Raw genomic sequence first — 19846 nt, forward strand, 5'->3', positions numbered from 1 at the left:
TATAAGAAGTTCAAAATTTAATAAAAACGAGCTATAGTAAACATTGGTTAGAATTTCGTTTTTCATGATTCCATTTTCGATTAACACATTAAATTTAAGAAATCTACAGTATTATTTGGAATAGTCATTCCAATGTATTTATATTTGCAACGTGAATAAAAAAGAGGCCATATTATCATCTGCACTTATACTGCTTACAGAGAAAGGAGTTCATAATACACCAATGTCTGCTATTGCAAAAGCTGCCGGAACAGGAATGGGAACCATTTATAACTATTTCCCTAACAAAGCGTCCTTAATCAATGAGATTTATGTAAATATAAAGGCCAAAGAAAAATTAGTGTTTTTAGATTTTGATGTAGAACAACCAATAAAAACACAATTTGAAAATTATCTAAGATCTATTATTGATTTTTTTATTGCGAATCCTGCTTATTTCAAATTTATGGAGCAATTACAAGCGTCTCCAATTATTACTAAAGAAAGTAGAGAAGAAGGAGGGAAATCTGTTGCTCCAGTCCATGAACTATTAGTAAAAGGTCAACAAGAGCGCATTATTAAAGCTATAGAATTAGATGAAATATTAATGTTTATTGGTGGTGCTATTTTGGCTTATTTAAGATGGTATTTTCACCAGTCAGAAACAAAAACGACATCCCTTAAAAATCAAACACAAATGGTTTGGGACGCCATTAAAGAATAAAAAAATTTATCTAATAATTGGAATGAATATTCATTCCATAAACTAATAATTATGAAAAAAAATGTATTAATTACAGGAACATCAACAGGAGTAGGGTTTGAAGCTTCAATACTATTTGCTAAGAATAATTATAAGGTCTATGCTACAATGCGAAACCTAAAAAAAGCTGACCAACTCAAAAAGAAAATAGAAGAATAAAATTTGGATATTGAGTTACTGCCTTTAGATGTCACTAAAATTGACTCCATTACATCTGCGGTTGAGACCATTATAGAAAAACATGGTAGAATAGATGTGCTGGTTAATAATGCAGGAGCCGGATTTGCCAAAACAACTGAACAATCTACAGAAGATGAAATTAGATGGGTGACTGAAGTGAATTATCACGGAGTGGTATTCTGTACACAAGCTGTGCTGCCTTATATGAGAAAACAAAAGAGTGGTCAAATCATAAGTATTACCTCTGTTGGTGGTTTAGTCGGACAGCCATTTAACGAATTGTATTGTGGAGCAAAGTTTGCCGTAGAAGGTTTTATGGAAGGTTTAGCAACTTATGTCAGTGATGCTTTCAATATTAAAATCACTTGTGTAGAACCAGGAGGAATTGCTACAGCATTTATGACGTCTGCCATCGAAAAAACCGCTGTTGAAGGTCAATTTGCAACTGGAGAATATCAACCAATCTTTGAACGATATATGGCAGGAAATCAAAAACGAGCAAATGAAAGTGAAAATCAGGTGTATCAAACAGGAGCTGAGGTTGCAGAAGTGGTTTTAAATGTCGCACAGCATGAACAGCCACCACTGCGAATTAGAACCTCAAAATGGGCTGAAGATTTTTGTGAACTAAAAACGCAAGCCGATCCGGATGGCACTAAGATTGTTAATCAGATAAAGGCTAGTTTTTTATAAGCAATTCGTATGAAAACAATATACTAGATATCTACAGGCGTCATTTCTGCATTTCTATTGTTAAGTTCGTATTCTTACCTGTTTAGTAAAAGCACTATTGATGGCATTAAAGCATTGAGTTTTCCTGACTATTTTAGGATAGAGTTGGCAGTACTAAAAGGTATAGCAGCTATTATATTAGTACTGCCATTTGTATCCTCGCAGTTAAAAGAATGGACTTATGCTGGGTTGGATTATTCCTAGTAACGGCATTAGTTGCACATGTTAAGCATAAGGATTCCATATTTATAATGTTATTGCTCTTTGTTTTAATGGGGATTTTAATAGTTTCAAATATTTATATGCATAAATATCTAAAATAAATACGATGGTAATAATGCATACAAAAATAACGGTTGAGCTATTCAAACGATATTAAATTTTATACATTTATGGTCAGGGCCAAGCCTAAAAATTAGTGCATAATATGTTATTTGAAAACCCATTATTTTTAATTCCATTCAGTAGCGGACTCATCTTTTGTGTCCTAGGATGGTTTATGTACAAATTTCCACCAAAGAAGATCAATAGCATCTATGGGTATAGAACAGCAAGTTCTATGAAAAATCAACAGAGATGGGATTTTGCACAACTATATGCCTCTAAACAAATGATAAAGTACGGACTGCTACTTTCAGTAGTTGGATTCATAGGTTTGGTATATCAACCCACTGAAGGGATTTCTACAATTTTAGGTCTGGGTTTAATGATTGTAATGGTTAGTCTATTGATTTTTAGAGTGGAGAATAAGATAAAAGAAAGGTTTCAAGATACAGAATGAAAGACATCCCAATACATTTAAAAGCCATTTGATGGCGTTTTAAAAGGAAGATAGTGCTCTAATGCATGTGTTTTTTTGATTGTAATAAATAAAATAGACAGACTTGTCTGTTTTTAAAAGTAATTGATATATTTGCATTATGAAACATGCCGAAGTAAAACATAGAATTATAGAAACGGCCTCATTTTTATTTTATAAGAATGGGTATAATTCTACAGGTATTAATCAAATTATTGCCGAAGCAGGCATTGCTAAGGCAACCCTTTACAATCATTTTAAATCTAAAGAAGCGATTTGTCTGGCATATCTTCAATATAAGAATAGCCATTTTCTAGAGAATTTAAAAAATTTCACAACGTCAAAACCCAAAGGAAAAGGACAGATTTTAGCCCTATTCGATTTCCTTCAACTGTTTTATCAGGACAAAGATTTTAATGGGTGTTGGTGTATAAAAACCGTTTCAGAAATTCCAAAAGACAATGAGATCATTCGAAATGAAATTCAATCTCAAAAAAATGATTTCATTACACGTATCGCAACACTAATCACAAACAATTTAGAAGATATTAAAAGTGAAGAAGTAAATTCACTAGCAAGACAAATTTACTTACTCTACGAAAGTGCTGTTGGAGAAAGCCACCTACATCAAGAAGACTGGCCTATTCTTGAATCTAAAAATTTATGTAAAAAAATAATCGTTTAAAAAAATTTGAACACAAAAAGACAGACTTGTCTGTCTGTAATTGATAATTAAATAAAAATGCAATGAAAGAATTTGAAAATAAAGTAGCCTTAGTTGTTGGCGGCACAAGTGGAATAGGTAATGCAACTGCAAATGCCTTATTAGAAGGAGGAGCAACAGTACATGTTGTAGGTAGAAATACCAATAAAATTGCCGATGCACCAAATTTGGTTAAACACACGGCAAACATCTCTAACACGATTGAAGTAGACGCTTTAATCGCAAAAATAGATGGTTTAGATAACTTAGACTATTTGGTAAATGCCTCAGGAATTTTTGGTCCTAAACCTTTTTTAGACCATACGATGGAAGATTATAATTCGTATTTAGATCTAAACAGAGGCTTCTTTTTTATCACACAAAGTGCTGCTAAAAAGATGAAAGCAACTCAAGGTGGTGCTATCGTCAATGTAGGTTCTATGTGGGCAAAACAAGCAGTTAAAGCAACACCTTCTACAGCTTATTCTATGCAGAAAGCAGGGTTGCATTCGCTAACACAACATTTGGCTATGGAATTGGCAGATGATAATATTCGCGTCAATGCCGTGTCGCCGGCTTTAGTAAATACTCCTGTGTATCACGGTGTTTTTGGAGGTGAAGACGCAGCTAAAGAAGCATTGGTTGGCTTTAATGGCTTTCATCCTATAGGTCGTTTTGGTGAATCGGAAGATGTTGCCAATAGTATTGTATTCTTATTGTCAGACAAAGCGGCTTGGGTAACAGGTGCGATTTGGGATACCGATGGTGGTGTTATGGCTGGTAGAAATTAAAAGCATACTACAATTACTAAGTCATAACTTGAGGTTATGACTTTTTTATTCCTCAAGTCTCAAAATACTTTTGATACTTAAATCAGACGAAATATAACAATGAAACAATTTGTAATAATTTTATTGGTATCATTAGCTTTAATGGGCTGTGAGACTAAATCAGGCGACACAAAAAAACAGTTCTTTTTACCACCAGCGACGACTTATAATTATGTAGCCATTGCTAGTGTAAAACTGTTTTATAGAGAAGCAGGAGACAAAAATAACCCAACCATAGTTTTATTGCATGGTTATCCCTCGTCCTCACATTCGTATAGAAACCTTATTCCTATGTTGGCAACACATTACCATGTTGTAGCACCAGACAATTTAGGGTCGGGTTACAGTACCCATTTAAATCCCACAACGACAACATACACTTTTGATCTATTGGCAGATTATACGCAGCAGTTAATGGATACGCTTCAAATTAAGAACTATGTGATGTATATGCAAGATTTTGGAGCTCCTGTGGGCTATCGCATGATGATGAAAAATCCAAAACGTATTCGCGCTTTAATTGTTCAGAATGCGAATACATATTTAGACGGTTTAACGCCTCAACGACAAGAGTTTTTTAGAACGGCACAAACAGATACGTCAGAAGCCAAACACCAATTTTTATATCGTTTAACAAGTGAAGATGCTATAATAAACCAGCAGTATTTGTTTGATTTAGAGGCTTCAAATATTAATATACAAAGTCCGGATGCGTGGACACATGATTTGGCATTTCTAAAGTCTGAAAGTGATAGAAAAATTCAGGTACAGCTTTTTCAAGATTATAATACCAATTTGATTCGCTATCCGAAATGGCAAACCATGTTAAGAGCACAGCAACCAAAAACCCTAATTGTTTGGGGAAAAAAGGATTTAAAATTTAAGGCAGATGGAGCGAAGGCTTATTTAAGAGATTTACCCAATGCGGAGTTACACTTATTGGATGCTGGTCATTTTGCCGCAGAAGAAAAAACAAGAGATATTGCAAAGCTGATTTTAGAATTTTTGTCTAAGAATGCTATAGAATAACAATTTATAAAGATTTGGCTTAAAGCTTAATAATTACGCAGAATTTGCGCAAAGGATGGTAGCGGCATCCTTTTTTGCCATTAAAAGCAAAAAAGATATAGCGGACAGCCTGGTTTATGCGCCCAAAAAAGTGAATATATAAGTCGCCTATATGGCTATAATCAAAACATATACAGCCATTGTAAGGTTTGCGAAATATTTTGACTAATTTTGCAGTTACATCCGTATAGGGGTGTACAAAAAACGAAGTACAATACAATTAAAAAATAAATATTATGGCATTAGAAATAACAGATGCAAATTTTGAAGAGACAGTATTAAAGAGTGCGAAGCCAGTAATGGTTGATTTTTGGGCTGCATGGTGTGGACCTTGTCGTATGGTTGGACCAATCATTGACGAAATCAGCACAGAATACGATGGTAAAGCTGTAGTTGGGAAAGTAGATGTTGATGCGAATCAAGAATTTGCTGCTAAATATGGTGTAAGAAACATACCTACAGTATTAATTTTTAAGGACGGTGAAGTTGTTGGTCGTCAAGTTGGAGTAGCACCTAAAAATGCTTATTCAGACGCTATCGACGCCCTTTTATAGTCAATACTCTAAAAGAAATGATAAAAGGTTTGCCAATATGGTGAACCTTTTTTAGTTTGGACAAGTAACAGTCCTTTTCTTCTTGTGCTAAACACAATCGAAGTATAGGGAGTTAGGAGAGCATTATGGATTTACAACAAGAACTTAATAAAACAGGTGGATTTAAAAACCTCGAATTGTTAGCAAAACAAGTCGTTGAAGGTTTTATTGCTGGTATGCATAAAAGTCCGTTTCATGGGTTTTCTGCAGAGTTTGCCGAGCATAAAATTTATAATCCTGGGGAAAGTACCAAACATATCGATTGGAAACTCTATGCGAAAACAGACCGTTTGTATACTAAACGTTATGATGAGGAAACCAATTTACGCTGTCATATTATATTAGATAATAGTAGCTCTATGCATTATCCGGAAACGGCTGGAACGTCTATAGCTAATCTTAATAAGATTACGTTTTCCGCATTAGCAAGTGCGTCTTTAATGTATATTCTTAAAAAGCAACGCGATGCCGTAGGCTTAAGTATTTATAGTGATAACTATGATTTCTATGCTCCAGAGAAAGGAAGTGAACGCCATCATCAGATGTTATTACATAAATTAAGTGAAGCAGTGGTTTCTAAACCACAAACAGAAACAACAGAAACGTATCGCTATTTACATCAGATTGCTGAAAAGATGCATCGAAGGTCTTTGATTTTTGTCTTTACAGATATGTTTCAAACGTCGGAAGATGACGAAAAACTGTTTGAAGCTTTGCGACATTTAAAGCATAATAAACATGAAGTGGTCTTATTTCATGTTTTTGACAAAGAAAAGGAGCTTACTTTTAATTTTGATAATAGACCCAAGCGATTTATTGATGTTGAGACTGGAGATCACATTAATTTATATGCTGATATTATAAAAGAAAACTATGAAAGTGCTGTAAAAGATTACTTTACAGATTTGAAAATGAAGTGTGGGCAATATAGAATTAAGTATGTTGAGGCCGATATAAATGCAGGATTTAATAGCATTTTAACGACCTATATGTTAGAGCGACAAAAATTTATTTAGATTATTTTTTATTTTTTTACTTTTTTGTTTGTAGAATTGAAAATGCAGTGTATATTTGCACTCGCAATTATGCAACGGTCTGGTAGTTCAGCTGGTTAGAATGTCGCCCTGTCACGGCGAAGGTCGCGGGTTCGAGTCCCGTCCAGACCGCTAAAATTGCAAAACTAAAGCTTCAAGAAATTGAAGCTTTTTTTAGCGATTAAAAGATGTTGTGTTGTTCCAAGAGCAATCTTGGAAGTAGTTTACCAGAGCAATTTGGTAATCCAATGAAAGGCTTTCCTTTTTTCTGAATAAGAAGATTGGGATGCTTTTTTGTTTTTTGGCCTTTTTTGTTCTTAAAAAGGTGCCCTATGCGGTATATTATTTTCTTTTAAGGTGTCTTGTTTTATTTTCTTATTAAATGATTTGTTAATCACTTAACAAGAAGGTAGGTAATAAACTCTACCAGGTTTGTGTGGGGAAGTCTCACTTTAAAAAATAATAAGAGCTTTGTTTGGTCTTTTTTTTTTGTTCTTTTACAGTTATATACCACAATCCTTAAAGAAAAAAAAGATGTATAGACTTACTCAATTTATATTATTTGCAGTTATGACTTGTTGTTTCAATTTAGGTGCGCAAGATCAAATTGGGGAGGATATTACATTTGGAGAAAACAACTCATATGAATTTGGAAATTCGGTCTCCGTATCTTTAGATGGCTCAAGGATGATTACCAGTCATTTGCCTACTAATCGTGTTGGTAATCATGAGGTTCGGGCTTTTGAGAATATTGAAGGCGCATGGAGTCCGTTAGGTCAAATAATTATACAAGATGGTTATGGTTTTGGTCTTTCTGTTGCGATATCTGGTGATGGAAGTCGTATCGCTGTTTATTCGAAAGAGACTTCAGGGATTAATTTTAGTTATGGACATGTGAGAGTTTATGAGTATAATGGAGCAGAGTGGATTCTGTCAATCTTATGTGAGTTCAACAGGAGTGTTAGGTGCGCAGACGATTAACTCGCTTACTTATAATTATAGCAATTTACAACCTTTTGAAAGTAGGGTAATTGATGTCGTATTAAATACGGAGCCTCCTTTAGCTGTAAATGCTGATGATATTTTGCCACTATCAGTGGTGATAACCTCAGGTCAAACAGATATTGATTTATCTAATAATCATTTTGAATTTAATCAAATAGTTGTTAATTCTTATGATCCCAACGATAAACAAGTGGTGCAAGGAAATAGAATTGCAATTGACGATATAAACGAGTATTTACATTATATTATTCGTTTCCAAAATACAGGCTCAGCTAGTGCTATTAGTGTAAGGGTAAGGGATGTCTTAAATGATAAATTAGATTGGGACACGTTTGTACCGGTATCATCGAGTCATGCTTATACAGCTCAAATAACTCAAGGTAATTTGGTAGATTTTATTTTTGAAAACATTCTATTGCCGGCAGAACAAGAGGATGAGTCTATGAGTCATGGTTTTGTTGCATTTAAAATAAAACCTAAAACTGATGTTAGTGTGGGAGATGTGATAGATGGGAATGCAGAGATATATTTTGATTTTAATTCGCCAGTTATCACTAATACGGTTAGTACGGAAGTTGTTGATGATTTCCTGAGTATTAATGAGGATAGTTTAGAAGATTCCTTTAGATTTTACCCAAATCCAGTAAATAATATAATTTACTTATCTGCAAGTTTAGGAGTTGATATTAAGGTTGTTAAAGTCTTTTCTATTGAAGGTAGGTTAGTTTTGGAGGATAATCAAGGGGGAAAGAAATTAATTTAAAATCGTTACCTAAGGGTGTCTATTTCCTTAATGTAGTGTTGAGTAGCGGAAATATTACTAAAAAAATTATAAAAAAATAGACATCTTATTACTTGAATAAGTAGGCTTAGTTAGATGCTATTGGTTTTTTTTTTTTTTATGAGTGGAAACGGTGGGTTGTTTTAGTGTACAAAGGATTCGTTGAAACCGCTAAAATTGCAAAACTAAAGCTTCAAGAAATTGGGGCTTTTTTTAGCGATTAAAAAATGTTTCGTGGTTTCAAGATAGAGCTTTGAAGTAATTTGCCAGAGAAAGTTGGTAATCTAAAGAAGGGTTTTCTTATTTCTGAATAAGAAGATTAGTGTGCTTTTTTTGTTTAAAGTACTATGGGTTAAAAAAAACAGTGTTTGTCATTAAAAAAATAGCAGTCCTGCTAATCGCAATTAATTAACGATAAAACAAAAGGAGCTACATAAGATTGTGGCTCCTTTTTTTGTTCGTAATCGTTCGTGTGTATTTAGGATAAATCTTACGCAATTAAATAACGCAAAAATGTTAACTAAAATACAAGTTTTCAACATGTTATAAACAGGTATTTTGCATTTTGTCGAGCAAAAATAACGTTTTATCGGTGATATATTAGGGAATTACAGAAATACACTTATATTTGTATTTTCTAATAGGCTTTAAAAACGCTAAAAAAGAAAAGCATTTTAATTCATTTTACTATAGATATGTATGTGTCTAAAAAACGTCCCTCGTTTTAAATTTTAGTATGCTTTTAGGTTACCCCCTAAAACAGTTAATAATCCATTTCCCTCCCTCTGTGTATCGCTTTGCGTTACCGTTATTGATGTTAACTTATTTTAACCCTAAATAAATACTTATGAAAACCCTAAAAATTACTTTAGCTTTAGTCGCTGTTCTATTATTAACTGTATCTGGAATGAAATCAAAAGATGTTGCTGTCAATACCGATGAGCCAACATATAAGGAATATAGTCCAAAAGATTTATTAGCTATTGACAAAAAGAAATTGAAATTGCAAACGCAAGGATAATATTATATTGTTTTTTTTATATACTGAACAAAGCTCTCATATAACTATGAGGGCTTTAATTTTTATGTAATTTCTAATTTTAGTCTATTTTTGATACAAATCATTAAACTTTGTTGAAGCGTATATTTTTTGTAGTTTTTATTATTCACATCACATCTGATGTCATTTATGCTCAAAGTAAAGTCATAGATTCCGTCAATGCATTAATATTGAAATCTAAGGACGATACATATTCATTAGATGAACGATTTAAATATGCGAGTACTGCGTCAGAACTAGCAAAAAAGGCGAAAATAGACTCTTTGGTCTTAAAAGCAAATAGGAGTTTATCTACCCAATATTTTTACTTAGAGGAGTATGATAAATATGTAAGTTTAAACAAAGCCAATTTAGACTTAGCAAAAACTCTTAATGATTCTTCGGCTGTAACCGTAGCTGGTTCTAATTTAGGATCGTATTATAGGTACATGCAACAGAACGATAGTTCTTATTTTTTTTATTCTAAAGCATTAAAATTTTATGGCAGTAAGGAGATTTCAGAAGAAAAAGCAAATGCGCTCTTTTATTCGGCAGATCTCCAACAAATGGCAAAAATTTATACAGCGGCTGAAGATGATGCTGTAAAGGCGCTTTCAATTTTAAATAGATTGCCAGAAACAGAATATCGCTTAGATATGTATTGGAGTCTTTATAATTTGTTGGCTATTAATTCTAATGAGGCAGAAAATTATGATAAAGCTATAGAATATTATGATGAATCAATTACGTATGCAAAAGCGATGGAAGATGGATTCATTAATGAAATTTACTCTATAAATAACAAAGCAAATGTTTATCGTAAAATAGGAAAATATAAAGAGGCTATTGATTTGTATGAGAGTCTCTTGCCTTTAAAATCAAAATACGAAGACGAGGATCCTACGTTTTATGCGGTACTTCTTAGTCATATTAATAAAGCTAAGTTTGAATCCAATAAGTATGATTTTAAGGAACTTGAAAGTGACTATAAAAAGGCTTATAAAATTGTTGAAAGTTTAGATGATGAAATAACCTTAATGCACTTGTCATTAGATTTATCTGAGTTTTACTTGAAAAATAAACATAAAGATTCGGTTGTAAAATATGGAGCGAATGCTTTAGAAATAGCAAAGCGAGTTTCTTCAAATCAAACTAGATTACAGGCGTTACTTGCTATGTCAAAGGCTGTTGATGGCGATCAGGCAAGACCATTGTTATTAGAGCATATTCAGCTGTCAGATAGTCTTAGAGCGGTAGATAGAAAAGTTAGAAATAAATTTGCAAGAATAAAATTTGATACAGAACAAATTGAAGCTGAAAACAAGCAGATATCAAAAGAAAACCTCTATTTGCTGATCTTGTCAATTGGCTTATTACTAACGGTTATTTTGGTTTATATCGTTATTTCTCAGCGTGCAAAAAATAGAAAGTTAGAGCTGATGCAAATTCAACAGAAAGCAAATGAAGACATTTATAACTTAATGCTTGTTCAACAAGATAGAGTAGATGAAGCTAGGGCTAAAGAAAAAACAAGAGTATCAAAAGAGTTGCATGATGGAGTTTTAGGTGGTCTTTTTGGAGTGCGATTAAGTTTGGATAGTATTAATTTTCAGGAAGGCAAAGAAGTGATGATGACTAGAGCAAAATATATTAGTCAACTTCAAACAATTGAACAAGATATACGAAAAATCTCACACGAACTAAATACCGATTTCGTATCTGGTTCTGGTTTTATGGATATCGTTAAGGAGCTTATTGAGACGCAAACAGAAGCATATAATTTAGAACACAAATTTAAATATACAGATGATATCAATTGGGATTTAATAGCCAACAAAACAAAAATAAATATATATAGAATCATTCAAGAATCTATGCAAAACATCTATAAACATGCCAATGCAAAAGTTGTTGAAATTAGTATTTCACTTGAAAAAGACTTAATTTGCTTGAGTATTGTTGATGATGGATCTGGGTTTGATACTTCAAAAAGTAGAAAAGGTATTGGTCTAAAAAATATGAGCTCACGTGTTAAGGATATTGACGGTACCGTAACTTTTATATCGCAACCTGGCAATGGTACAACAGTTAATGTAAAATTCCCTTATACAAACTAAAAATCACATGGAACACATCAAAATTTTAATGGTGGATGATCACCCAATAATTATTGAAGGCTATCAAAATGTGTTAATGGCAACTAAAAAAGAGAATCAGACGTTGTATATTGATACGGCTAATAGTTGTGATACTGCCGTTGTAATGATAGAACGCGCAGCAAAAAAATACCCTTATGACGTTTGTTTTTTTGATATTAGCTTACCTGGATTCTGAAGATGGTAAATATACCTCAGGAGAAGATTTAGCATTACTAGCAAAACGATTAATGCCAAGGGCTAAGGTTGTTATTTTAACAATGTTTAATGAAACTTATAGAATTCATAATATTATAAAGGAAATCGATCCTGATGGGTTTCTTATAAAAAGTGATTTAACATCTATGGAGTTGGCGGATGGTTTTCAACAAATCTTAAAATCACCACCTTATTATAGTAGTACAGTAAGTCATTATACCAAAAAAACAATTTCGAGTGATATTTATGTCGATGATATTAATCGAAAAATTCTACATTTATTGTCGCAAGGGATAAAAACAAAAAATCTTAAGGCATATATCGGTATTTCTACAAGTGCGATTGAAAAACGTAAGAAGCAGCTTAAGATTTTGTTTAGTATTGACGATGGAAAGGATGAAACCTTGTTAAAAGAAGCGCGAGAAAAAGGTTATTTATAAAAATAATAAAGAAATATCGTGTTTTTTTGCGTTTAAAAAGATCTTGAATCTACCGTTAAATACGGAAACTACGGTTTTACCACAGCAAGCTTACGGTTTTACCACAGCAAGAAGTTAAATTACTTCAATATATTTGTCGTATCAGCAAGAGTTAATTAATCCCTTATTAAGTAATTGTTGAGTTAATAGCAAGAAAATAAAACCTAGTCACATCTTATGTGACTAGGTTTTTTCTATATAGCGTATGTGCTATGTTAATACCAACTCGCATTGTGTTCTGAGAGTTTTACAATAAAAAAGCCCAAATAAATTATAGCTACAATAAATTTTAAAAAGGTAGATGCTATAAATCCTAAAAACGAACCAAAAGCGGCTTTCAATGCTTTGTTGAAATCATTGCGATGCTTCATTTCTCCTATAAGAGCACCAATGAAAGGACCAATTATAATACCAAACGGAATAGGAGAAAACAAACCAATAATTAAACCTAAGGTCGTTCCAATCATTCCGGCTTTACTGCCTCCAAAACGTTTAGTGCCGAGGGCTGGAATAACATAGTCTAAGACATAAATAATAATTGCAATTAAAAGCGTAACGATTAAAAACGTTTGACTCAATTCTACACCTTCTGTAAAATGAAGTACCAAAAGGCCAGCCCAGCTTGTAAGTGGTCCAGGTAATATTGGTAAAAAGCTACCTAGAATGCCTAAAATCATTAAAAGTAGCGCGATAATCACTAAAAATAGTTCCATAATAAATATAAAATCAATTCTATGATAAGTCGGTATAAATAGCTAAATGTTACATTTTTGTAACTAAATAATTAGTTTCAACTAATTATTTAGTTATATTTGTGATGTGTTAAATAAATAAATAGCAGTTCTATGAAACAGTTAACAAAAGCAGAAGAGGAAATTATGCAAGTGTTATGGCAACTTAAAAAAGCCAATGTAAAGTCTGTAATAGAAACGTTGCCAGAGCCTAAACCGGCCTATAATACGGTATCTACTATAATTAGAATTTTAGAAAGTAAAGGTTTTGTAAACTATGAGAAAAAAGGAAAAGGACATGTTTACTTTCCTATAGTTGCTAAGGAATCTTATAGTAATCAGTCTATTAATAAATTAGTAGATAATTATTTTCAAGGTTCTTTTAAAAGTATGGTGTCGTTCTTTGTTCAGAAAAATGACGTAGATGTTGAGGACATTGAAACCTTACTCAACGAAATCAATAAAAACAAACATTAGTAGTTCTTTTATTATAAAAATTGAACGCTATCTAGTATACAAAGTTCAATAAGAGCACTAAACAATTAAATAGTAACAAATTAAAAAATTATGTTGTATTCTATTCTTCAAATTATCGCGTTTCAAGCGTTGTTTTTATTGATATACGATTTGTTTTTAAAGCGCGAAACCTTCTTTAATTACAATAGAGCGTATTTAATAATTACGTCTGTATTAGCGCTTGTGTTACCATTTCTTAAGTTTCCTCAACTAAAAACAATGGCCACAAAAGATATGGTCATTCATTTACCAGAAGTGTTTATTGGAACAAAAACACCAACGGTTTACGACATTCAAACGGCAGAACTAGCTGGTATTATTTTAGAGGAGCCAGAAACTCCACTTTGGCAAATAATTGCAGTAATAGGCATTGTAATAGCATCATTGATTTTTCTAGCTAAAATCACCAAATTATATTGGTTAAAACATAAAAATCCTAAACGTTGGAAAGGTAATGTCCTTATTGTTAAGCTTATAAAAAGTAGTGCGGCATTTTCGTTTTTCAACACCATATTTTTAGGAGAACATATTTCAGAGTCCGAAAAACCAACGATTTATAAGCACGAACTAGTGCATATTGAAGAATATCACACCATAGATTTATTATTTTTTGAGTTGCTTAGAATCGTATTCTGGTTTAATCCTTTAGTCTATATCTATCAAAATAGAATAAAAGAATTACACGAATATATTGCCGATGCCAAAGCGGTAAAGCAAAGTGGTAAGGCAGATTATTACACCAGTTTACTCAATCAAGTATTAGACGTTAATCAGGTCTCTTTTACCAATACATTTTTCAACAAATCATTAATCAAAAAACGAATCGCTATGTTACAAAAATCAAAATCAAAACAATTGCATCTCATAAAATACGCCTTGTTAATTCCTATGGTTTTTGGGATGTTAATTTATACGTCTACAGAAGTTAGAGCGCAGCAAAATAAAGAGCAAAACGAGCAAGTTGTTGATCAGGAAATTACTGATGAAGCCTTGACTATTAAATATTACAATGAGTTGGTTGCTATGAAAAAAGCCGGAGCTGATTTTAATGAGCTTTTTGAATTTTCGGGATTTAGTGAGAATAGTTTAGAAAAGTATCTGCCGTCTAAAGAAGAGTTTTTAAAAATGCATGCTTTTAGATTGTATATATCGGATAGTTATGTTCAAAAAAAATCAGAAAATGGAACACTCAATGAAGGGGATCTCGATTATTTTGAATTTATGAAAGAAAGCAGGTATAAAAACTATGCAGAATAAACCGTACAAAAATACAAAAGCAGCAAAAGAACATTGGGAGTTATATACTCAAGATGGTATTCTTAAATTATTTGTAGAAGATTTAGCAAATAAAACAAAAGAAGAAGAAGCTAGGTTTAATGGCTTGATAAAGCAGTTAGAAAGTGATTCATATTTTAAAAAACTTGTAGTTACAGACGGTATACAGACGTTTGCAATAGATTCTTACACTTCAAGCCAAACTACAGAAACAGTTATAGAGATTGATGAAAACATAGAAGTTCCTTTTTCAGTTATAGAAGAAACTCCAACGACATTTGAATGTAAAGATTTAGAATCTAATAAAGAACGAAAAGACTGTTTTAATAACTTTGTAACCAAGCACATCGGTAAAAACTTTAATACAGATATAGGTGATAATTTAAGTCCAGGAAAAAAACGAATCTTTGTACAATTTAAAATTGATAAAGATGGTACTGTTAAAGATATTGTAGCTAGAGGTCCAAGTCCAGAACTAGAGACAGAAGCTAAGCGTGTTATAGCAACTTTACCGCAGTTTATTCCAGGTAGACAAAAAGGTGACGTTGTGGTTGTGCCTTTTTCTATTCCTATTGTTTTTCAGATTCATGGAGATTCTAAAAACGTAATAGATCTTAAAAAAGATAGCTTACAAGTGCTAGAAAGTATGAGGAAACGTGCTGTAGAGCGTTTAAACGATAAAGAAAATGTGCCTTTTAGTGTCGTTGAAATAGCACCAGCTCACCCGAGTTGCGTAGATCGGTCTTCAGAGGCAGACAAAAGAGCATGTACGGTGAGTACTATTAATTCATTTGTAAATAAAAATTTTAATCTCAATTTAGCGCAATCATTGGGATTGTCTTCTGGTAAAAAACAAATTTTTGTGCAATTCACAATAGATAAAAATGGGGATACTAAAACGATTATAGCTAGAGGGCCACATCCTAAATTAGAAGATGAAGCCGTTAGAGTTATAAAATTACTACCACAATTTATACCTGGGCAACAAAATGGTGAACTTGTAAATGTGCCGTTTTCTTTACCAATTGAATATCAAATTCACGGCTCTAAAAAGTAATAATTTTAATTGCGTATGAAACTATTTTTTGGACTATTAGCGGTCGTGATTACCTTAACTTTAAATGCACAAAACTCTAAGGCGAAAGCAGATCATCTCTATAATAATGGCAACTTTTCCAAAGCTATAGAGGTTTATAAATCTTTAGATAATTTAGAGGAGGTTTACGATGATATTGCAAAAGCGTATATGGCCATAGGGAATTATGGAGAAGCCCTAAATAATTATGAAAAAGCCATACAAGCAAATGCAGATGACCTTTTGTTGCAGTATGAATACGCAAAATTGTTAGCAAGAACAAAACAATATAAAGACGCTAATCAGCGATTTTCAAACTTAATTGCATCCGATAGTTTAAACCCTAATTACTATTATGAATTAGGTGTGGTTTTAGAAAAGCAAAAAGACACTACGGCATTACGGCAGTTTCAAAAAACATTTAAGCTGGATGCAACACATCAAAAAGCCATTTTTAAAATAGCCAAACATCATTTAATAAAACGAAATTTTATAGAGGCACATCGTTATATAGATAAAGGATTAGAAAGTTATAAAAACAATATAGAGCTTATCAGTTTAAAAGCCCAAACCTATTACCATCAAGACTATTATACCCATGCTGTTGTTTGGTTTAATAAATTGTTGGATTTGGGCGAAAAATCTGAGTTCATACATGAAAAGCTAAGCTTGAGTTACGCGCAAAATTCAGATTACGAAGACGCCATTTATCACAGGAAGCAAGCCTTAAAATATAACCCAAACGATGCTAGTGCAATATTTGTTATTGGTACGTATTACGAGAGATTAAGTGATTTTGAAAACGCAGAAGCGTATATTTCTAAAGCCATAAAACTTCAAGATCGATCGTTAGCAGACGAGTATCAACGACTGGGAACGCTTTATAATCGACAGAAAAAATACGATCAAGCGATTAAAGCCTTTCAGAAATCGTTAAAAGAAGATCCTTCCAATATCATGGCCGAGTTTTATATTCTTAGAACTAAAGATGAATATTATGCTGATATAGATAGTAAAATTAAGCTGTATGAGCAATTTATTGAGAAGAAGGCAAAAAGCCCATTTTTGAGCTATGCTGAAGGTCGACTCAAAGAATTAAAGCAAGAAAAGTTTTTAGAAGAAGAATAATTCCTCATAAAAAATGAAATCAACGCATAGTGCTAAGGTTTCAATCTAAAAGCGAAGTTGTCTAGCCACTTTTTGGATAAAATATCGTACTTTTCGCTATCAGAACACTAGTAATGAATCGAATTGTTTGTCTTTTAATCTTGCTTTTTGCAACCTCTTGCAATTATTTTGAAAAGAAGAAAGTTTATCCTGAAGATTTACTTGAGGAAGAACTGCAAACCTTTAATTGGAATGAAGTAGATACATATCCTACATTTAGTAATTGCGATTCTGTAGCTGAAAAAGAAGACCGTAAAACTTGTTTTCAAAACACCTTAATTGGTAGTGTAAATCAATATTTACAGGCACAAAATTTAGTGGTTTCTAATAATGTTAATGATACGATTAGGCTAAAGATACTAATTGACAGAGCAGGGTTTTTAGAAGTAGAATCTATTACAATGCATCCCGAAACTATTCAAGAAATCCCTGAAATAGACAGTTTGTTACGTCAGAGTTTAAAAGGTATTCCTAAAGTATATCCAGCCATTAAAAGAAATCAACAAGTCACTACTGCCTTTGAGTTGCCTGTTATTGTGCGTATTAATTAGGTACTCGGTAACGACTTACACTTTAAAGGTTCTGCCTTTCCATTCATAAGATTTAAAGAAACCTAATAAAGCCACACTAACATTGAAAAAAGGATAGAGGACGCTCGAAAATAAATAGGAGCGTAGGAGGTTTTTCTGTTTAAAAAAACGCGTCGTTTTAAAGATTAGTAAGAAATCTATACTCAGCTTTATAATCAATAACGCCATAGCTATTTTTAGGGTTATCAAATTAAAATAAACCGCAGGAAGTAGGCCTAAAAAGATCGCATTTCCTAATAGAACGACCAACCCCACTAATTTAACAAACCAATTCTTGTTTTGGCTGGTTTTTGAAGCCCAACGTAAACGTTGCTGAATTAATTCTTTAATATTTTCTGAAGGATTCGTAGTGACGATGGCATTTTTAGATTTAAGGTAATTGACCTTTTTAGCATCGTGTTTTATAAATTTTTCTAAAAGAAAGACATCATCACCACTAGCGATGCGGTTGTTGCCTTCAAAACCTTTAACACGATTAAATTGAGATTTGAGATACGCAAAATTAGCACCATTGCACATTAAGGGTTTTTTAATGCCAAAACTACCAATTGTACTGCCTTGTAAACTCAAAATATCTAAAGTTTGAAAGCGATTTAAAAATGTCATTTTACCATGGTAAGTCACAGGCGCAACAATACAGTTTGGGTGTTGTGTTTGAATGTACTTATCAAAAGTATCAAGCCAATATTTAGGAAGGACACAATCGGCATCAGTAGTTATAATCCAATTACATTTTGAATGTTGTATGGCCGTAGTTATCGCGTCTTTTTTAGGGGAATTGGAGTGTCTTTTGTTCTTAATTATAGAAATATAATCAGTTAGGGGAAAACCCTGTTTTATAGTTTGTATATCAAGATAATTAGTAATTATAGCAACCGAATCATCTTCAGAATCATCATCGACTAAAATAACTTCAAACATCGATTTTGGATAATGTAATCCTAAAATAGAATCCAATAATTGAGGCAGGTTTTTAGTTTCATTTCTGAACGGAATAATCACTGAGAATTTCGTTTTAGACGGTAAATCGTGTACATTAAATTCCTCAATTTTATCAAATCCATAATTCAGCCCTCCAATAATAAATAAGTAAATAATAATGATAAAAATAAATACAAATGACACCATTATACTGTGGGTTTTGGAAGTTTAAAGTTAAGTACAAAATAGCTTCCAAAGACACTTGGAATTACAAAATTAAGCAGCCACATTAAGCTTGTAACGGATAAAATGATAAATTCATTGACGTCAATATAACTAAACAAAAATACAGCGATGCTTCCTTTTATAACCACATCAAAAATTGAAATGGTTGGCACTATTGAAGCTAGTAAATACATACTCGATATAATCATCATGGCATCGTAATATTTAATGTCTACACCAAATACAGTCAGCAAATAATAAAATTGAAAGGAAAATATAAGATATCTGATTAGGGACAATAATAGATTTAAACCATGCGTTTTTAGAGAAAGGGATTTTATAAAACCTATAACAGCGTTAAGAGAAAATCCTTTTATGTTAAATCGTTTTTGTTTTGCTAGGAATAGCGCAAATAAGCCAATTACGATACCTATTGTAAAAAGCTGAATGATTTTGTAATAGTTGATGATAATAGGATAGCGGTTTACAAAATAAATAAAACCCAAACCTCCTAAAATCGTGGTGATGGTCATTTGTGCCGTATTGCCTAATAAGTTTAACAATACAATTTTTGTTCTATAGGTTTTGGTGTAATACATGGCTTTTGCTCCATAGTCTCCTATTCGATTTGGTGTTATTAGTGATGCTGTTAATCCTCCTAGACTTTGTTCTAATGCCGATTTAAACGAAATGGGTGTCATAATGTTGACTAAATGTTGCCATTTTATAATTTCAAGAAACCAATTAAAACAGCTTAATCCGACTAAAATAATGATGTTTTTTGCTGAAAATGCGTTGTTTTTGTTTAAAAAGGACACAAAATTGTCGAATTCTAAATTTTCGTTATCAACAATTTTAGTGTAAATAAAATAAAATGCACCAACTACAATACTCAACTTAATAAGCACAAAGAAGAATTGTTTAGTTTTGTAAGGTACATCGTAACGCATACTACAAATAAAATCAAAAACTAACAGATGCAATACTATTTTAAACAATACCTTTTC

Annotated in this window: 23 protein-coding genes, 1 tRNA gene and 1 pseudogene; 22 read left to right on the top strand and 3 right to left on the bottom strand. The window is 32.4% G+C overall.

Annotated elements, in window-relative coordinates:
* Positions 1–151 precede the first annotated feature (151 nt).
* The 17 genes and pseudogenes from ACXGSQ_RS05190 to ACXGSQ_RS05270 all read left to right on the top strand — a co-directional run bounded on the left by ACXGSQ_RS05190 (position 152) and on the right by ACXGSQ_RS05270 (position 12300).
* The gene (locus ACXGSQ_RS05190) at positions 152–703 is read left to right on the top strand and encodes a TetR/AcrR family transcriptional regulator (RefSeq protein WP_458628567.1); all 552 of its coding nucleotides are present in this window, start codon (positions 152–154) and stop codon (positions 701–703) included.
* 51 nt (positions 704–754) lie between these two features.
* Positions 755–1615 (top strand): annotated as a pseudogene (locus tag ACXGSQ_RS05195) (SDR family oxidoreductase).
* 27 nt (positions 1616–1642) lie between these two features.
* Complete coding sequence (locus ACXGSQ_RS05200; RefSeq protein WP_458629320.1) at positions 1643–1858, top strand: DoxX family protein; 216 nt, start codon at positions 1643–1645, stop codon at positions 1856–1858.
* A 295-nt stretch (positions 1859–2153) separates the two neighbouring features.
* The gene (locus tag ACXGSQ_RS05205) at positions 2154–2435 is read left to right on the top strand and encodes an SdpI family protein (RefSeq protein WP_458629321.1); all 282 of its coding nucleotides are present in this window, start codon (positions 2154–2156) and stop codon (positions 2433–2435) included.
* 139 nt (positions 2436–2574) lie between these two features.
* Positions 2575–3138: a TetR/AcrR family transcriptional regulator gene (locus ACXGSQ_RS05210; RefSeq protein ID WP_458628568.1), complete on the top strand. Its 564-nt coding sequence runs from the start codon at positions 2575–2577 to the stop codon at positions 3136–3138.
* 62 nt (positions 3139–3200) lie between these two features.
* A complete protein-coding gene (locus ACXGSQ_RS05215) occupies positions 3201–3947 on the top strand; it encodes an SDR family NAD(P)-dependent oxidoreductase (protein WP_458628569.1) in 747 nt (248 codons plus the stop codon).
* Between the two features lie 99 nt (positions 3948–4046).
* Positions 4047–5015, top strand: coding sequence for an alpha/beta fold hydrolase (locus ACXGSQ_RS05220; protein WP_458628570.1), 969 nt, complete (start codon positions 4047–4049; stop codon positions 5013–5015).
* A 275-nt stretch (positions 5016–5290) separates the two neighbouring features.
* Positions 5291–5608, top strand: coding sequence for a thioredoxin (gene trxA, locus ACXGSQ_RS05225; protein WP_458628571.1), 318 nt, complete (start codon positions 5291–5293; stop codon positions 5606–5608).
* A gap of 125 nt (positions 5609–5733) precedes the next feature.
* Positions 5734–6663: a DUF58 domain-containing protein gene (locus ACXGSQ_RS05230; protein WP_458628572.1), complete on the top strand. Its 930-nt coding sequence runs from the start codon at positions 5734–5736 to the stop codon at positions 6661–6663.
* A gap of 76 nt (positions 6664–6739) precedes the next feature.
* Positions 6740–6813, top strand: a tRNA-Asp gene (locus ACXGSQ_RS05235).
* A gap of 402 nt (positions 6814–7215) precedes the next feature.
* Positions 7216–7662, top strand: coding sequence for a hypothetical protein (locus tag ACXGSQ_RS05240; RefSeq protein ID WP_458628573.1), 447 nt, complete (start codon positions 7216–7218; stop codon positions 7660–7662).
* Positions 7625–8449 (top strand): DUF7619 domain-containing protein, encoded by an 825-nt coding sequence (locus ACXGSQ_RS05245; RefSeq protein ID WP_458628574.1) that lies wholly within the window; start codon positions 7625–7627, stop codon positions 8447–8449. The genes ACXGSQ_RS05240 and ACXGSQ_RS05245 overlap by 38 nt, the downstream gene beginning before the upstream one ends.
* The gene (locus ACXGSQ_RS05250) at positions 8440–8529 is read left to right on the top strand and encodes a T9SS type A sorting domain-containing protein (RefSeq protein ID WP_458629322.1); all 90 of its coding nucleotides are present in this window, start codon (positions 8440–8442) and stop codon (positions 8527–8529) included. The genes ACXGSQ_RS05245 and ACXGSQ_RS05250 overlap by 10 nt, the downstream gene beginning before the upstream one ends.
* A 785-nt stretch (positions 8530–9314) precedes the next feature.
* Entirely contained in the window at positions 9315–9488 is a 174-nt protein-coding gene (locus ACXGSQ_RS05255) for a hypothetical protein (RefSeq protein ID WP_458628575.1), read from the top strand.
* 113 nt (positions 9489–9601) lie between these two features.
* The gene (locus tag ACXGSQ_RS05260; protein WP_458628576.1) at positions 9602–11623 is read left to right on the top strand and encodes a tetratricopeptide repeat-containing sensor histidine kinase; all 2022 of its coding nucleotides are present in this window, start codon (positions 9602–9604) and stop codon (positions 11621–11623) included.
* Positions 11624–11630: 7 nt separating this feature from the next.
* Positions 11631–11840, top strand: coding sequence for a helix-turn-helix domain-containing protein (locus ACXGSQ_RS05265; RefSeq protein ID WP_458628577.1), 210 nt, complete (start codon positions 11631–11633; stop codon positions 11838–11840).
* Positions 11800–12300 (top strand): DNA-binding response regulator, encoded by a 501-nt coding sequence (locus ACXGSQ_RS05270; protein WP_458628578.1) that lies wholly within the window; start codon positions 11800–11802, stop codon positions 12298–12300. The genes ACXGSQ_RS05265 and ACXGSQ_RS05270 overlap by 41 nt, the downstream gene beginning before the upstream one ends.
* Positions 12301–12554: 254 nt before the next feature.
* Here ACXGSQ_RS05270 and ACXGSQ_RS05275 read toward each other — a convergent pair whose 3' ends face one another.
* On the bottom strand, positions 12555–13052 hold the full coding sequence (locus ACXGSQ_RS05275; RefSeq protein WP_458628579.1) for a DUF456 domain-containing protein: 498 nt from the start codon (positions 13050–13052) through the stop codon (positions 12555–12557).
* Positions 13053–13184: 132 nt separating this feature from the next.
* On the opposite strand from ACXGSQ_RS05275, the gene ACXGSQ_RS05280 reads away from it, so the two are divergent.
* The 5 genes from ACXGSQ_RS05280 (at position 13185) to ACXGSQ_RS05300 (ending at position 17654) form a co-directional block, all read left to right on the top strand.
* On the top strand, positions 13185–13547 hold the full coding sequence (locus ACXGSQ_RS05280) for a BlaI/MecI/CopY family transcriptional regulator (protein ID WP_458628580.1): 363 nt from the start codon (positions 13185–13187) through the stop codon (positions 13545–13547).
* A 90-nt stretch (positions 13548–13637) separates the two neighbouring features.
* Complete coding sequence (locus ACXGSQ_RS05285; protein ID WP_458628581.1) at positions 13638–14843, top strand: M56 family metallopeptidase; 1206 nt, start codon at positions 13638–13640, stop codon at positions 14841–14843.
* On the top strand, positions 14833–15918 hold the full coding sequence (locus tag ACXGSQ_RS05290; protein WP_458628582.1) for an energy transducer TonB: 1086 nt from the start codon (positions 14833–14835) through the stop codon (positions 15916–15918). The genes ACXGSQ_RS05285 and ACXGSQ_RS05290 overlap by 11 nt, the downstream gene beginning before the upstream one ends.
* Before the next feature lie 15 nt (positions 15919–15933).
* A complete protein-coding gene (locus tag ACXGSQ_RS05295; RefSeq protein WP_458628583.1) occupies positions 15934–17064 on the top strand; it encodes a tetratricopeptide repeat protein in 1131 nt (376 codons plus the stop codon).
* Between the two features lie 113 nt (positions 17065–17177).
* Complete coding sequence (locus ACXGSQ_RS05300; RefSeq protein ID WP_458628584.1) at positions 17178–17654, top strand: hypothetical protein; 477 nt, start codon at positions 17178–17180, stop codon at positions 17652–17654.
* A gap of 15 nt (positions 17655–17669) precedes the next feature.
* Here ACXGSQ_RS05300 and ACXGSQ_RS05305 read toward each other — a convergent pair whose 3' ends face one another.
* Together ACXGSQ_RS05305 and ACXGSQ_RS05310 are read right to left on the bottom strand one after the other, a co-directional pair.
* Positions 17670–18821, bottom strand: a complete 1152-nt coding sequence (locus ACXGSQ_RS05305) for a glycosyltransferase (RefSeq protein WP_458628585.1) — start codon at positions 18819–18821, stop codon at positions 17670–17672.
* Positions 18821–19837: a hypothetical protein gene (locus ACXGSQ_RS05310; RefSeq protein ID WP_458628586.1), complete on the bottom strand. Its 1017-nt coding sequence runs from the start codon at positions 19835–19837 to the stop codon at positions 18821–18823. The genes ACXGSQ_RS05305 and ACXGSQ_RS05310 overlap by 1 nt, the downstream gene beginning before the upstream one ends.
* Positions 19838–19846 lie beyond the last annotated feature (9 nt).

Source organism: Winogradskyella sp. PC D3.3, assembly GCF_054366245.1.

Coding starts and splice junctions, on each gene's coding strand:
- ACXGSQ_RS05240 (WP_458628573.1), top strand. CDS start 7,216: ATGTATAGACTTACTCAATTTATATTATTTGCAGTTATGACTTGTTGT.
- ACXGSQ_RS05295 (WP_458628583.1), top strand. CDS start 15,934: ATGAAACTATTTTTTGGACTATTAGCGGTCGTGATTACCTTAACTTTA.
- ACXGSQ_RS05205 (WP_458629321.1), top strand. CDS start 2,154: ATGTACAAATTTCCACCAAAGAAGATCAATAGCATCTATGGGTATAGA.
- ACXGSQ_RS05210 (WP_458628568.1), top strand. CDS start 2,575: ATGAAACATGCCGAAGTAAAACATAGAATTATAGAAACGGCCTCATTT.
- ACXGSQ_RS05230 (WP_458628572.1), top strand. CDS start 5,734: ATGGATTTACAACAAGAACTTAATAAAACAGGTGGATTTAAAAACCTC.
- ACXGSQ_RS05305 (WP_458628585.1), bottom strand. CDS start 18,821: ATGGTGTCATTTGTATTTATTTTTATCATTATTATTTACTTATTTATT.
- ACXGSQ_RS05285 (WP_458628581.1), top strand. CDS start 13,638: ATGTTGTATTCTATTCTTCAAATTATCGCGTTTCAAGCGTTGTTTTTA.
- ACXGSQ_RS05220 (WP_458628570.1), top strand. CDS start 4,047: ATGAAACAATTTGTAATAATTTTATTGGTATCATTAGCTTTAATGGGC.
- ACXGSQ_RS05215 (WP_458628569.1), top strand. CDS start 3,201: ATGAAAGAATTTGAAAATAAAGTAGCCTTAGTTGTTGGCGGCACAAGT.
- trxA (WP_458628571.1), top strand. CDS start 5,291: ATGGCATTAGAAATAACAGATGCAAATTTTGAAGAGACAGTATTAAAG.
- ACXGSQ_RS05280 (WP_458628580.1), top strand. CDS start 13,185: ATGAAACAGTTAACAAAAGCAGAAGAGGAAATTATGCAAGTGTTATGG.
- ACXGSQ_RS05265 (WP_458628577.1), top strand. CDS start 11,631: ATGGAACACATCAAAATTTTAATGGTGGATGATCACCCAATAATTATT.
- ACXGSQ_RS05290 (WP_458628582.1), top strand. CDS start 14,833: ATGCAGAATAAACCGTACAAAAATACAAAAGCAGCAAAAGAACATTGG.
- ACXGSQ_RS05300 (WP_458628584.1), top strand. CDS start 17,178: ATGAATCGAATTGTTTGTCTTTTAATCTTGCTTTTTGCAACCTCTTGC.
- ACXGSQ_RS05275 (WP_458628579.1), bottom strand. CDS start 13,052: ATGGAACTATTTTTAGTGATTATCGCGCTACTTTTAATGATTTTAGGC.
- ACXGSQ_RS05270 (WP_458628578.1), top strand. CDS start 11,800: ATGACGTTTGTTTTTTTGATATTAGCTTACCTGGATTCTGAAGATGGT.
- ACXGSQ_RS05255 (WP_458628575.1), top strand. CDS start 9,315: ATGAAAACCCTAAAAATTACTTTAGCTTTAGTCGCTGTTCTATTATTA.